Genomic DNA, 13,990 nt, shown 5'->3' with positions numbered 1-13,990 from the left:
AGGAACAAATGGCTAAAGGTAAAGTCACCTTTAATCAAGATATTTGCAAAGGCTGTGGCCTCTGTGCATCTGTTTGCCCTGTAAATATCATTCAATTGGATAGCCACACCATCAACAAAAAGGGTTATCACCCAGCTACGTGTGTTGAACCTGATAAGTGCATCGGTTGTGCAAGCTGCGCTACGATGTGCCCTGACGTCGTCATCACGGTAGAGAGAGAATAGGAGGAAGGTATGGCAAAGATCTTAATGAAGGGAAATGAAGCCATCGGAGCTGCTGCTATTGCTGCAGGATGTAAATATTTCTTTGGTTATCCCATCACGCCTCAAAGTGAACTCCCAGAATATATGAGCTTACACCTGCCACAAGTAGGCGGTGTCTTTGTACAAGCTGAAAGCGAAGTTGCAGCGATCAACATGGTATACGGTGCTGCAGGTAGTGGTGCGAGAGTTATGACGAGCTCCAGCTCCCCAGGAATCGCTTTAAAACAAGAGGGAATCAGTTACATAGCAGGAGCTGAGCTTCCTTGCGTCATCACAAACATCGTTCGTGGTGGTCCAGGACTCGGTGGTATCCAACCTGCTCAATCCGACTACTATCAATCGACAAGAGGTGGTGGAGACGGAGACTACAGACTTCTCGTTTACGCTCCAGCAAACCTTCAAGAAATGGTCGACCTCATTCAAGATGCTTTCGATAAAGCAGACTACTATCGTAACCCTGTTATGGTCGTCGGTGACGGTATGATCGGTCAAATGATGGAGCCTGTAGAATTCAAGGAACGTCCACACGTAGACCTTCCGAAAAAGACTTGGGCTGCAACAGGAACAAAAGATCACGAAGGAAGAAACGTCATTAACTCGCTCTTCCTCGCTCCAGAAGCACTCGAAAAGCACGTTCATCACCTCTTTACAAAATATGAAGAGATGAAGGAAAAGGAATGCCGCTGGGAGTCCTTAAACCTCGAAAAAGCAGAAATCGTGATCGTCGCATACGGTACGACTTCAAGAATTTGTAAAAATGCCATCGAAAAGCTTCAAGCAGAAGGCATCGAAGTCGGTATCATTCGTCCGATTACACTCTGGCCTTTCCCAATGAAGGCTTTCGATGAGATCGGTCCAAAGACCAAGAGCATCCTCGTCGTAGAAATGAGTATGGGACAAATGATCGACGACGTTCGCATCGCAAACCAAGGTAGACTACCCATCGAATTCGTTGGACGTACTGGTGGTATGATTCCTACGCCTCAGCTTATCATTGATAAGGTGAAGGAAATGCTTAAAGGAGGCAAATAATGGCTAAAGTGTTTGAACGCACCAAGGGTCTTACGAGCTCCGAGACACACTATTGCCCCGGATGTACACACGGCATCATTCACCGCTTGGTAGCTGAAGTTTTAGAAGAAATGAATGCACTCGACCGTGCCGTCGGTGTTGCACCAGTAGGTTGCTCTGTACTTGCTTACAACTACTTTAACTGCGACATGCAAGAAGCTGCTCACGGACGTGCTCCAGCAGTAGCTACAGGTATTAAGCGCGTACTTCCAGATCGCATCGTTTTCACTTACCAAGGTGACGGTGACCTCGCTTCCATCGGAACAGGTGAAATCGTTCACGCTGCACACCGCAGTGAAAAGATCACGACGATCTTCGTAAATAACGCCATCTACGGCATGACAGGTGGCCAAATGGCTCCTACGACACTCGTAGGTCAACGCACGACCACATCACCACTTGGACGTGACCCGAAGCTCGCAGGTTTCCCACTTCGCATGTCCGAAATGCTTTCACAAATTCCTGGTGCAACCTTCGTTGAACGCGTTACAGTTGATACACCAGCAAACGTTAGAAAAGCGAAAAAGGCCATTCGCCGTGCTTTTGAGATTCAAGAAAAGGGCTTAGGTTTCTCCATCGTAGAAGTACTAAGCACTTGTCCTACAAACTGGGGATTAGAGCCAGTTAAAGCTATTCAATGGCTTCAAAACAACATGATTCCTTACTATCCTCTCGGAAACTTCCGTGACTACAAGGAGGAAGAGAATGCTTAATGAACGTTGTATAATGGCTGGCTTCGGTGGCCAAGGTATCATGCTCATGGGTCAACTCGTTGCCCAAGCAGGAATGTTTGAAGACTTAAACGTCTCCTGGCTACCATCCTATGGACCAGAAATGCGTGGTGGTACAGCCAACTGTGCTGTCATCGTAAGTGAAAAAGAGATCGCATCTCCTATTATTAGCCAAGATGCATCTTCCATCATCATCATGAACCTACCATCTTTAGCAAAGTTTGAACCAGAGCTCGTTCCTGGTGGAATCGCTCTCATCAATAGCTCCCTAATTAGTGAAAAAGTAAAGCGCCAAGACGTAAAGGCCGTTTACATTCCTGTCAGTGAGCTTGCAAATGAACTTGGTAACACCAAGGTTTCAAACATGATCATGCTCGGCGCATTCGTAGAGATGACAGGCTGCGTAAAGCCTGAAAGCATCCTAAAGGCTATGGAAAAGAAACTCGGTGTAAGTAAAGCTCACCTCATGGATCTTAACCGTGCTGCCTTTGAAGCTGGAGCAAAAGCTGCAAGAGAACAAAAGTAGAAGGAGTTTATCTCCTTCTCTTTTTTTGCTATACTAAGAACATTGAGAAGGAGATATTATGGGAAGATATTTTGGTACGGACGGAGTCCGTGGTATAGCCAATAAAGATTTGACAAACGAAATGGCCTACATGCTAGGTCGTTACGGTGCATACGTTTTAACGCGTCATACAGGACAGAAAAAAGCGAGACTCCTGATCGGTAAGGATACGCGCATTTCAAGCGACATGCTAGAGTCCTCACTCATTGCAGGCATTTTAAGCGTAGGCTGTGATGCCGTTAAGGTCGGCGTCGTTCCCACACCTGCTATCGCATACCTCGTTCGTACGCAGGACTTTGATGCAGGCGTTATGATCAGCGCTTCGCACAATTCCTACGAATACAACGGAATTAAGTTCTTTAGCTATGAAGGAATTAAACTGAGTGATGAACTAGAAGAAGAAATTGAAGATTACATTCTAGGTAACCGCGTGCTCGAAGAGACCTTCACACACGACACGTTAGGACGCGTCTATGAAGATCAGCTCTTAAAGTTTTCTTACTTAGAGAATGCAAAGAATGCCATTCCAAAGGACTTTGAAGCGATCAAGGTGCTACTAGACTGTGCCAATGGTTCAACCTCGGAACTCGCTGAAAAAGCCTTCAGAGATTGTGGTGCAGTCGTAAATGTCCTCTTTAACGAACCCGATGGAGTGAACATCAATGATCAGTGTGGCTCAACACACATGGATTACCTCAAGGAGCGCATGAGTGAAGGACGTTACGATATCGGTCTTGCCTTTGATGGAGATGGTGACCGAGTGCTCGCTGTCGATGAAGAAGGAAATGAAGTCGATGGCGATAAGATCATGGCGATCTTAGGTAAATACATGCTAGATGCCAATGAGCTAAAAAATAATACGATCGTTGCGACAGTTATGAGTAACCTCGGATTTATGAACTACTGTAAAGAGCAAGGAATCGATGTCGTTCAGACCAAGGTCGGGGACCGCTACGTCATCGAACGCATGAGAAAAGATGGCTTTAACCTAGGTGGTGAACAGTCAGGTCATATTATCTTTACAGACTTCAATCAGACGGGTGACGGAATCCTCACAGGACTTAAGCTCGTAGAAGCCGTTACGGAGTCTGGAAAGACATTATCGGAGCTTCAAAAGGCCATTCCTCGCTATCCACAAGTCATTGAAAATGCAAAAATCAACAAGGACCGTAAGAAAGAATTCGATCAAGTGGAAGCGATCAATGCTCGCATTCGTGACGTAGAAGAAGCACTTCACGGAACGGGAAGAGTCCTTATTCGTCCTTCTGGCACAGAACCAGTCATTCGAGTCATGCTCGAAGGCGAAGACATTGAAGCTTTAAAAAGCTATGCACTAGAACTTAAAGAACTCTATGAAAGGGAGCTAAACTAGCTCTCTTTTTTTTGTTGGACAAGAAATGAGTGATTCGGTATAATAGGGCAAGGCTAATTAAAAAGAAGCGCCAGAACTCAAACGAGTTGACGAGGAGCAGGGTGATCGAACATTCGGCGGATGCCCTGCCGGCTGCTCAGCCGAAGGGAGATACAAAAACAGAGGGTGACCTCTGAACAAAATTCTCTTGAGCTAGCCTAATAACATTTAGGAGGTAGCTATGTGTGGAATCATTGGCTACATTGGAAAAGATAATTCAGTACCCGTACTCATCGATGGTCTTAAAAAGCTCGAGTACCGCGGTTATGACTCAGCTGGAATTGCCTTCTTAAGCGAGGGGAAAATTGAGGTCAGAAAAGCGCTAGGAAAGCTTTCAAACCTCGAAGAGAGCATCGAAAAGGAAGACATTTCAGGAACCATTGGAATCGGTCATACGCGCTGGGCAACGCACGGTGCACCGTCTGTAATAAATGCCCATCCGCATCTATCGATGAGCGGACGCATTGCCGTTATCCACAACGGAATCATCGAAAACTATTCGATGATTAAAGAGTGGCTTGAAAAAGAAAAGCACGTGAACTTCGTTTCAGAAACCGATACAGAAGTCATCGCACATCTTGTAGACTACTACTTTACAAAGGGAAAGACGCTCCTACAAGCTGTTAAGGAAGCTGTAAACGAGATGGAAGGCGCTTATGCGATTAGCGTCATTTCGAGTGAAAATCCCGATGAGATCGTCGCCGTTAGAAAGGATAGTCCTCTAATCATCGGTACGAGTAAAGAAGGAAACTTCTTAGCGAGCGACGTCCCAGCCATCATTAAGTATACAAGAGATGTCTATTACATCGAAAATGATGAATTTGTCGTCTTAACGAGAGATGGCGTGACGATTTACGACTCCTTCTTACAACCGGTAAAACGTGAGATTTCTCATGTCGACTGGGACGTAAGGAGTGCTGAAAAAGGAGGCTACGAGCACTTTACCTTAAAGGAAATTCACGAACAACCGAAAGGTATTCACGATACCATAAAACCTAGACTTTCAGAAGAGCTCGATCTTAAAGTAGAGTTCTCCTTCACGAAAGAGACGCTAGAAAATATCGATAACATCTTTATCGTCGCCTGTGGAACAGCCTATCATGCTGGCCTCGTCGGTAAGTACTTTATCGAGCACTTTGCCGATATTCCTGTACACGTAGAGGTCGCAAGTGAATTCCGCTATACGAAGCAATTTATTAACGAACACTCGCTCTTTATTGCAATCAGCCAATCGGGTGAGACGATCGATACCTTACAAGCCTTAAGAAAAGCCAAAGAGCACGGAGCGAAGATCCTCTCTGTATTAAACGTCGTAGGAAGTTCCATCGCTCGTGAAAGCGATGAGGTCTTCTACACCTGGGCGGGCCCAGAAATTGGCGTAGCATCTACAAAAGCCTATACGACACAGCTTGCAAGCCTTGCACTCATTGCGCTTAAGATGGCACTCGTATTAGAGCGTATATCAAAAGAAGATTATGAGCGCCTAGCGAAGTCTTTAAAGGTTCTTCCTGAAGCCATGGAAGAAGTCTTAACGTGTGAGAGCGACGTCAAGCGCCTCGCTTACTCGCAGTTTAATAACGAACGCATCTTCTTTATCGGCCGTGGACTCGACTTCTACAGTGCATTAGAAGCGAGCTTAAAGCTAAAGGAAGTGAGCTACATCAATTCCTTTGCCGTACAAGCAGGTGAGTTAAAGCACGGTACCATTGCCCTTGTAGAAGAAGGTACACTTGCGATCGCCTTTGTCACAGAAGAAGAGCTCTCCGACAAGATGATTTCAAACATCAAAGAAGTGACAGCAAGAGGTGCGAAAGTCGTAGCGATTACTTCAAAGGGAAATGAAGAGTTAGAAAAGGTCGCTGATCATGTGATCTACATTCCTAGAACGGAAGCTCCCTTTAGACCGATCCTTTCGATCGTTCCCATGCAGCTCTTTAGCTACTACGTGAGCTTAGCTCGTGGAAACGATGTCGACCAACCGAGAAACCTCGCGAAGAGTGTCACGGTAGAATAGAGACCCTAGGGTCTCTTTTTTCATAGAAATAACCCCACCTTCGTTGACAAAGGGAAACTCGTTTTCTACCATAGATGTATGACCATTTCATTTTTTGAACTCCTACAAAGCGAGCACCGAACGCTCGTTATCATAGCATCTCTCATAACGAATATCCTGGTCTTTATTAATGGCTGGACCGATGCCCCGAATTCGATTTCAAATGCCGTAAAGACGAGAGCAGCGAGTATACCTGTGATATTACTCTCGAATGCTATCGCGAACTTTCTAGGGGCCTTTACGATGCTCATATTGACCCATGAGATCTCAAGTTCCGTGAGTGAAATGATTCACTTCGGAACGAATCTCGAGGTCGCTACCATAACCGGTATCATCGTCATGATCGTAAGCGCCTTCTGGTCGGTCTTTAGCTGGGGAAAGAGTTACCCTGTGAGCATGACACACTCTCTTTTAAGTGGTATCTTAGGAGCGAGCCTCGCCGTATCAGGATCCCTTTCAAGAGGTGTTTCAAAAGAGCTTACGAAGGTTGGCATAGGGATCCTACTATCCTTCATACTCGCTTACTTCCTAAGCTTTCTTGCTTACAGGATCCTTCGCCGCTTGGCCTACTACGAAAGAGCGCAAGAGACGAGGCCGATCTTCAGGCAACTCCAGCTCATAACAAGCGTCATCAGTGCCTTCATCCACGGTGCACAGAGTTCTCAAAAGCTTACGGCCATCTACATGGTCATCCTAGGTTTAACGGGTGGTTTTATTGGAAACGTAGAGGTCTACTTACCGCTTTGGTTTGTCTTTATCGTAAGCTTAAGCATTGCACTAGGAACAGGGGTAGGGGGACTACGAATCGTTCGAAGAATCACCTCAAACCTCTTACCACTATCAGCAGCCCAAGGTCTATCGAGTGAAATTGGAAACGCGCTTACTTTAGGCATCATCACCTTTCTAGGAATTCCTGTGAGTACGTCGCAATCGAAGGTCATGAGCTTTGTCGGGGTAGGGGTGAGTAAGAGAAAGAGTTCGGTGAGAAAGAACGTCTTTTTAAGGATTCTAAAGTACTGGATTCTTACCGTACTCGTTTGCTTTGTCTTTTCATATATACTTGTAAAAGTCTTATTATAGGGGGAAGGATGAGAAAGAAATTAAATTACTACGAGGGCTTTTCCATCATGGCCCAGGAGACACTAGAGATCCTAAAGATCTTAAAAGAGGATCTCTATACCTTTGAAGTAAATCTCGAGCGTTCGGGTTATGAACATGTCATTCCTCACCTCGAAAAACATAATGATGCTTATAGAAAAATTAAGAAGATGCTCTATGAAGATCTCTTTCCGCCCATCGACCGAGAGGACATCTTTCTCTTCATTAGATCTCTGAAAGAGCTCTGCTTCTACGCCGAACAGCTCGTACTGGCTACGGGAAAGATTCCCATCGATGAGATGCCAGAAGCGCTCGTAGAGGCTTCCGACAGCTTAGAAAAGATCACAGAAGAGCTTCTCTTTGTCGTTCATGATCTCATTCACATTGAGCGTCATGACATCCTAAGCCAAAGAATTGATGAAATCGATCTCTTGATCTACGAAAAGCACAAGCAGCTCCTAGAAGTCATCGATTCCGATCTATACTACCTCACAGACTTCTTCCATAGAGCGTTCCAGACGCTTCAAGATCTCACAGCGAGAGTCAATCTGATCTTACTCAAGTATTCATAAGGAGAACCATGATTTTCGATACACACCTTCATAGCTATTTTTCAACCGATTCAAGAACGAAGCCTGAAGAACTCATAAAGGCGAGTGAAACGATAGGAATCACGATCACAGACCATCAGGACGTGAGAGATTCCTACCGTAAGCCCTACTGTCACGATCCCAAGGCGTTCTTTGAAGCCTATGAGCCGATCCGTTCAGATAAGCTCCTCCTTGGAGTTGAAATTGGAATGACCAAGGACGCACTGGAGTTCTTAAAAGATGACATGAAAAGCTACCCTTATGACTTTCTTTTAGGATCCGTTCACTCTCTCTATGTGGGAGGACCTCCAGATGGCTACAGTAACGACATCGTCTTTGAATCAAAGGATCCTGTTGAGGCCCAGAGACAATATGTAAAGGGAGTGATTCGAGCCATCGAAGACTTCTTTCCGATCGATGCACTCGCACACCTCGACTACGTCTGCCGCTACTCAGACATACCAGGTAAGGACTTTTATGTAGAGGAACTACGAGAAGATCTTCTGACGCTCTTTAAGCTTCTCGTAGAAAAAGAAGTGAGCTTAGAAGTGAATACCTACCGCTTTAAAAACCCACACGCACTCACTGAATGGAAGCTTCTTTTAAGCTACTACAAAGAATGTGGGGGAGAGCACGTCACCTTAGGTTCTGATGCACACCTTGCGATGCACATTGGTAGACACTTCGATACGGCTCTAGAACTCATAGAAAGCGTAGGACTAACGCCTTGCTATTATAAAATGCGAAAAAAAATAGAGATCAGATGATCTCTATTTTGACTTTTCTAGGAATTCCATGATGTCGCCGACGGTCTTTACGTTTACGATGGCTTCATCGGGAACGCGAATATTGAGTTCGCTTTCAATGTTAATGAGCATCTCTGCTGCATCAATGCTATCTGCTTTTAAATCTTCAATGAGTCTCGTTTCAAGAGTGATATTATCCTCTGGTACGTCCATTTGCTCACTGATAATTCTTCTTACGATTTCAAACATGCTGACTCCTTTTGCATTTCATTTTTTAAGCGAATGATTTCTTCTTCTTTCGCTTTGATTTTCTGTTCTAAGTTTTCTACTTCTATGGCATCATTATAGATTCCTGGTTCCATAAAGGCAAGCTCCGTTTCTCTTAGGAGCTCTTCTTGAAGCTCTAGTTTAAGCTTCAAAAAGTCGATGTCGCCACGCACCTTTTTCTTTACCGGTGCTTTCTTTTCTACGACTTCCTCATGGACAATTTTCTTTAAGTGTCCACGTTCATAATCTTCATACCCACCATCGACGTAGTAGCAACCGTCTTTTTCAATGACTAAGAGCTTGGTTGCGATGCGATTTAAGAAGTAGCGGTCGTGGCTAACAAAGATGAGTGTCCCCGGGTAGTCTAGAAGTGCTTTTTCAAGGCTCTCTTTACCTACGAGGTCGAGGTGGTTCGTCGGTTCGTCGAGGATTAAAGTGTTCTTATCTAAAAGCATGAGCTTAAGAAGAGACAATCGAGCCTTTTCACCACCACTTAAGGCACTTATGGGCTTAAAGACATCATCAGCTGTAAAGAGAAAGGCACCGAGTTCTTTTCGAAGTTCCCCGGAGGTTCTCTGTGGGAAGTGATCGTGCATCTCTTGTAATACTGTATTCGATTCCTTAAGGTTCAACTGTGCTTGATCGTAGTAGCCGATGGTCGCACTATCGCTCCAGCGAATTGTTCCTTGATCCTTTTCGATGAGTCCTTGAAGAATCTTTAGTAGCGTCGTCTTTCCGATCCCGTTTGGACCGATGATACCGAAGCGTTCCTTTCGAAAGACTTTAAAGCTTAAGTCTTCAAAGAGCGTGCGGTCAAAACTCTTTTTTAGATCCCTTACAGAAAGCACCTCGTTTCCCGATGGATGGGTCACAGAAAAGCTTAGGTGCATCTCTTGATCGAGCCATAAGGGCTTTTCTGGAATCTCGATGCGCTTTAACTTCTTCTCGCGGTCACGAGCGGTCGATGAGAACTTATTGTTCATGTGGGCTCGCTGTTTAAAGACGCGAAGCTTTTTTAGTTCTTGATCGTAGCGATCCTTGGCATTTTGGTACTCTTGCCTTTTAATCTCATAGAGCTTTCGCTTCGCTTCTACGTAGTCGGAGTAGGAGCCGTTATAGAGCGTACTCTTACCGCGCTCAAGTTCGACAATTTTCTTCACGGTCTTATCTAAGAAGACGCGGTCGTGGGTTACGATTAAGGCTGCTCCTCGATAGGTCGATAAGAAGCCCTCGAGCCACTTCGTTGCATCGATATCTAAGTGGTTGGTCGGTTCGTCTAGAAGTAAGAGATCGACTTCCTTACTTAAAAGCTTTGCAAGAGAGAGTCTCGTGAGTTCACCACCAGAAAGTTCAGAGACGGGTCTTGTAAACTCTTCTTCTTTAAAGCCAAGACCGAAGAGAATGCCTTTGACGTTCGATTCCGTCTGATAGCCGTTTACTTCTTCATATTGGTGCTGAAGATCGGCGTAGCGAAAGAGAAGCGAGCGATCTTCCGGAGCCTTCGATAGAGCATCTAAGACTTCCTTTAGATCTTTTCTGAGCTTTAGTATGTCTTCAAAGGTATGAAGCACAAAGTCGTAGATGGTTTCGTTACTCGTTAGCTTTTGCGTCTGCTTTAAGTAACCGATCTTGACTTCATTTCCTATGAAAAGGTCTCCACCCGTCTTTTCTTCTTCGCCCGTAATGATCTTTAAAAGCGTCGTTTTACCGGTTCCGTTTCGACCGATGAGACCGATCTTTTCACCGGTCTGTATTTCGATATTTATATTCGTTAAAACCTCTTCGAGTTGAAAGGCTTTACTCAGTTCCTTTGTTTGTAGGATGATCATGGTTCCTCCTAGGCTCATTATACAAGTTCAAAAGGCAAAAACAAAATGTTAAATTAATTAGACAACTTATGAAGATGACATTGACAACTGGCTTGTTAAAAAATATAATATAACAAGGAAGGAGCCGTATTATGAAGAAAAATGACATTTCCATGGCCGTTATTCGTCGACTGCCCAAATATCATCGATACCTGAATGAAATGAAAAAAGAAGGTATTGAAAGAATTAGTTCCAAAGAGCTAAGCGAAATTATAGGCTTTAGCGCTTCTCAGATTCGACAAGACTTCAATAACTTTGGCGAATTTGGCCAACAGGGATATGGCTATAACGTAGCCGACTTGCACCAAGAAATCAGTAACATCATAGGCATTGACAAAGAGTATCATATTATCATCATTGGAGCTGGTAACTTAGGTGGAGCATTAGCAAACTACGGCTTCCAAAAATATGGCTTTATTATCGATCAACTCTTTGACAACAATCCAGAAAAAATTGGTCAAGAGATCGCTGGTATTCCGATCGGTGACGTAAACTTTCTAGAATCCTATCTCATGAAGCATAAGATCGATATCGCTGTCATTACGACACCTGTAGGTGCTGCACAAGATGTAGCCGATCGTCTCATGATGAGTGGTATCCGAAGCATCTGGAACTTTTCACCCGTAGACCTCGTCGTACCGAACGACTTGATCTTAGAAAACGTCCACTTAATCGATTCTTTAATGACCATTGCCTACTTCTTAAACGATGATCGCTACTAATGGCACAGTATCGTAAAGAGATTCAAAAGTGGTCTTCCATTCTCATCGATAAGCTCTTTTTAGAACGCTCCTTTGATTTAAAAGAACCGGAGCTCTCGGTAGAAGAGGCCCATATTCTACATAGCATAGAAGACGGTATGAGTCCTGCGGAGTTCTACCAGATCTATAGCGTAAACCGTTCCAAAGCGAATCAGCTCCTTCAAAAGTTTATTCAAGAAGGGTACCTAGAGAAGGTTCCTCTTCCATCCGATGGAAGAAAGAGGATTCTTCTTAAGACCGAGAAGGCAGAGCGTACCAATAGTAATTGGGAAGAAAAGACCAATGAGATCTTAGATCAAATTCTTTCGGGACTTACGGTCAATGAAGAAAAGGCGGTTCTAAAGTTTATTAGTAAGATCTACCAGCAGACCGTAGAAAAATATAAACCCTAAAATAAAAAAATGAGGCGAAAGCCTCATTTTTGCCGTTTTCAGTTATTACTCTTGTGTTGGAGCGTCAACTGGGCAAACGTTTGCGCAGGATCCGCAGTCGATGCATTTGCTGCCATCAACAACGTAACGATCGTCTCCTTGAGAAATAGCTTCAACTGGACATTCTGGTGCGCAAGCGCCACATGAGATGCATGCATCTTGAATTACGTATGCCATAAATAGTCTCCTTTCGTGTTTTGATACTCTTATTATAGCGACCAAAAAGATTGTCAACAACAAAACAATAGAAAAAGAGTGGGGAAGTACAATAATGAGATTCGTTCTCAAAATAACAATTCTATTCCTTTTCTTCGTTTACCGTTCCATTTCTCATTCACTATGTTATAATGAACTCAAGTATGAACACATCTTACTAGGAGGAATAAATGCAGTATATTCAAGAGGTACTTGAGAAAGTAAAAACTCGTAACGCTAACGAGCCCGAATTTATTCAAACAATTGAAGAAGTATTCGGATCATTAGAGCCTGTTCTCGAGAGACATCCAGAATGGGTCGAGGCTAACATTCTCGAACGTATCGCAGAACCTGAAAGACAAATCATCTTCCGCGTTCCGTGGGTAGACGATAACGGCAAGATTCAGGTTAACCGTGGATTCAGAGTACAGTTTAACGGAGCCATTGGACCCTACAAGGGAGGAATCCGCTTCGCACCAAACGTATACATCGGAATCATGAAGTTCTTAGGATTCGAACAAATCTTCAAGAACGCACTCACAGGTCTTCCGATCGGCGGCGGTAAAGGTGGAGCTGACTTTGACCCAACAGGAAAGAGCGACGGCGAAATCATGCGCTTCTGCCAAAGCTTTATGACAGAGCTCTATCGTCACATCGGACCAGATGTAGACGTTCCTGCAGGCGACCTCGGTGTTGGTGGTCGTGAAGTTGGATATATGTATGGACAATATCGTCGTATTCGTGGACGTTTCGAAAACGGCGTTATCACAGGTAAGGGACTTAGCTACGGCGGATGCGCTACAAGACCACCAGCAACAGGTTGGGGTATCGCATACTTCGCAGAAGAAGTCATGAAGCACGAAGGCACAGACCTTAAAGGCAAGACCGTTGCAGTTTCTGGCTTCGGTAACGTTGCTTGGGGTGCTTGCCAAAAGCTCGCTGAGCTCGGTGCTAAGGTTGTTACACTTTCTGGTCCTGATGGATACATCTACGACCCAGACGGCGTATCAACAAAAGAAAAGATCGACTACATGGTTGAAATGCGTGATTCACGCCGCAACAAGGTTCAAGATTACGCTGACAAGTTCGGTTGCCAATTCTTCCCTGGCGAAAAACCATGGAATGTAAAAGTTGACATCGCTATGCCATGTGCTATGCAAAACGACGTACACCTCGAGCATGCTAAGCAACTCGTTGCTAACGGCGTTAAGTACATGATCGAAGGCGCTAACATGCCATGTACAAACGAAGCAGTAACATACATGCAAGAAAACAAGATGATCGTAGGACCATCAAAGGCATGTAACGCAGGTGGTGTTGCTACATCAGCTCTCGAAATGAGCATGAATAGCATGCGTTACAACTGGACAGATGCTGAAGTAGACGAAAAACTACATCAAATCATGATCCACATTCACGAAAGCGCTCGCGCTGCAGCTGAAGAAAACGGCTTTGGTTATGACCTCGTTAAGGGTGCTAACATCGCTGGATTCCTCCGCGTAGCAGAAGCTATGGCAGCTCAAGGCGACTACTAAGATTGAAACGAACGGCATAACCTTTGGTGTTGGAGGTTGTGCCGTTTCTTTTTACAAACTTTTAGCACTCAACGAGCTCGTTTGCTACTTGTCTTTTTATACGGCTCGTACTATAATAAGAACGTAGAAAAAGAAAGGAGAAATTATGAGTATCAAACCATTAGGCAAACGCCTTGTTTTAAAAGAATTAGAAGCTCAAGAGACGACGAGTTCAGGACTCGTATTAGCAGGAGCAAAAGAAGAACCCCAACTTGCAGAAGTATTAGCTGTAGGTGAAGTAGAGGGAGTTAAGGTAGGAGACAAGGTCTTCTATAAGAAATATGCAGGCACTAAGGTGCACTATGAGAAGGCAGATTACTTAATCATCGATCTCGATGATGTCATTGCAGTACTACAATAGGAGAA

Annotated in this window: 16 protein-coding genes; 13 read left to right on the top strand and 3 right to left on the bottom strand. The window is 44.4% G+C overall.

The annotated features are described in order from the left end of the window. Positions 1-8: 8 nt before the first annotated feature. From ACUB3H_RS08180 to ACUB3H_RS08140, 9 genes are all read left to right on the top strand, one after another. Positions 9-224, top strand: a complete 216-nt coding sequence (locus tag ACUB3H_RS08180) for a 4Fe-4S binding protein (RefSeq protein ID WP_459130188.1) — start codon at positions 9-11, stop codon at positions 222-224. Between the two features lie 9 nt (positions 225-233). After that, positions 234-1,295, top strand: coding sequence for a 3-methyl-2-oxobutanoate dehydrogenase subunit VorB (locus tag ACUB3H_RS08175; protein ID WP_459130187.1), 1,062 nt, complete (start codon positions 234-236; stop codon positions 1,293-1,295). Beyond that, on the top strand, positions 1,295-2,047 hold the full coding sequence (locus tag ACUB3H_RS08170) for a thiamine pyrophosphate-dependent enzyme (RefSeq protein ID WP_459130186.1): 753 nt from the start codon (positions 1,295-1,297) through the stop codon (positions 2,045-2,047). The genes ACUB3H_RS08175 and ACUB3H_RS08170 overlap by 1 nt, the downstream gene beginning before the upstream one ends. Further along, on the top strand, positions 2,040-2,591 hold the full coding sequence (locus ACUB3H_RS08165; RefSeq protein WP_459130185.1) for a 2-oxoacid:acceptor oxidoreductase family protein: 552 nt from the start codon (positions 2,040-2,042) through the stop codon (positions 2,589-2,591). Before ACUB3H_RS08170 ends, ACUB3H_RS08165 begins: the two co-directional genes overlap by 8 nt. Positions 2,592-2,649: 58 nt before the next feature. After that, positions 2,650-4,002, top strand: a complete 1,353-nt coding sequence (gene glmM / locus ACUB3H_RS08160; protein ID WP_459130184.1) for a phosphoglucosamine mutase — start codon at positions 2,650-2,652, stop codon at positions 4,000-4,002. Between the two features lie 220 nt (positions 4,003-4,222). Beyond that, a complete protein-coding gene (gene glmS / locus ACUB3H_RS08155; protein ID WP_459130183.1) occupies positions 4,223-6,055 on the top strand; it encodes a glutamine--fructose-6-phosphate transaminase (isomerizing) in 1,833 nt (610 codons plus the stop codon). 78 nt (positions 6,056-6,133) lie between these two features. Beyond that, on the top strand, positions 6,134-7,174 hold the full coding sequence (locus ACUB3H_RS08150; protein WP_459130182.1) for an inorganic phosphate transporter: 1,041 nt from the start codon (positions 6,134-6,136) through the stop codon (positions 7,172-7,174). Between the two features lie 8 nt (positions 7,175-7,182). Then, positions 7,183-7,764, top strand: a complete 582-nt coding sequence (locus tag ACUB3H_RS08145) for a hypothetical protein (protein WP_459130181.1) — start codon at positions 7,183-7,185, stop codon at positions 7,762-7,764. An 8-nt stretch (positions 7,765-7,772) separates the two neighbouring features. Further along, positions 7,773-8,549 carry a histidinol-phosphatase HisJ family protein gene (locus ACUB3H_RS08140; RefSeq protein ID WP_459130180.1) on the top strand — a complete coding sequence of 259 codons (777 nt, stop codon included), beginning with the start codon at positions 7,773-7,775 and terminating at the stop codon, positions 8,547-8,549. A gap of 3 nt (positions 8,550-8,552) precedes the next feature. Here the strand turns inward: ACUB3H_RS08140 and ACUB3H_RS08135 are convergent, their stop codons facing one another. Further along, positions 8,553-8,777, bottom strand: coding sequence for an acyl carrier protein (locus ACUB3H_RS08135; RefSeq protein WP_459130179.1), 225 nt, complete (start codon positions 8,775-8,777; stop codon positions 8,553-8,555). After that, a complete protein-coding gene (abc-f, locus tag ACUB3H_RS08130) occupies positions 8,762-10,624 on the bottom strand; it encodes a ribosomal protection-like ABC-F family protein (RefSeq protein WP_459130178.1) in 1,863 nt (620 codons plus the stop codon). The genes ACUB3H_RS08135 and abc-f overlap by 16 nt, the downstream gene beginning before the upstream one ends. 131 nt (positions 10,625-10,755) lie before the next feature. Between abc-f and ACUB3H_RS08125 the strand changes: the two genes are divergently transcribed. Continuing rightward, positions 10,756-11,385, top strand: coding sequence for a redox-sensing transcriptional repressor Rex (locus tag ACUB3H_RS08125; protein WP_459130177.1), 630 nt, complete (start codon positions 10,756-10,758; stop codon positions 11,383-11,385). Continuing rightward, positions 11,385-11,816 (top strand): MarR family winged helix-turn-helix transcriptional regulator, encoded by a 432-nt coding sequence (locus ACUB3H_RS08120; protein ID WP_459130176.1) that lies wholly within the window; start codon positions 11,385-11,387, stop codon positions 11,814-11,816. The genes ACUB3H_RS08125 and ACUB3H_RS08120 overlap by 1 nt, the downstream gene beginning before the upstream one ends. A gap of 45 nt (positions 11,817-11,861) precedes the next feature. On the opposite strand, the gene ACUB3H_RS08115 is transcribed toward ACUB3H_RS08120, so the two are convergent. Next, positions 11,862-12,032 carry a DUF362 domain-containing protein gene (locus ACUB3H_RS08115; RefSeq protein ID WP_459130175.1) on the bottom strand — a complete coding sequence of 57 codons (171 nt, stop codon included), beginning with the start codon at positions 12,030-12,032 and terminating at the stop codon, positions 11,862-11,864. Positions 12,033-12,241: 209 nt separating this feature from the next. Here ACUB3H_RS08115 and gdhA point away from each other — a divergent pair, with 209 nt between their 5' ends. Continuing rightward, a complete protein-coding gene (gene gdhA, locus ACUB3H_RS08110) occupies positions 12,242-13,585 on the top strand; it encodes an NADP-specific glutamate dehydrogenase (protein ID WP_459130174.1) in 1,344 nt (447 codons plus the stop codon). Between the two features lie 145 nt (positions 13,586-13,730). Beyond that, positions 13,731-13,985 (top strand): co-chaperone GroES, encoded by a 255-nt coding sequence (locus tag ACUB3H_RS08105; protein WP_459130173.1) that lies wholly within the window; start codon positions 13,731-13,733, stop codon positions 13,983-13,985. Positions 13,986-13,990: the final 5 nt, after the last annotated feature.

Source organism: Guggenheimella bovis, from assembly GCF_054492335.1.
The sequence above is the reverse complement of the archived record's forward strand: the minus strand, read 5'-3'. Positions and strand labels throughout refer to the sequence as shown.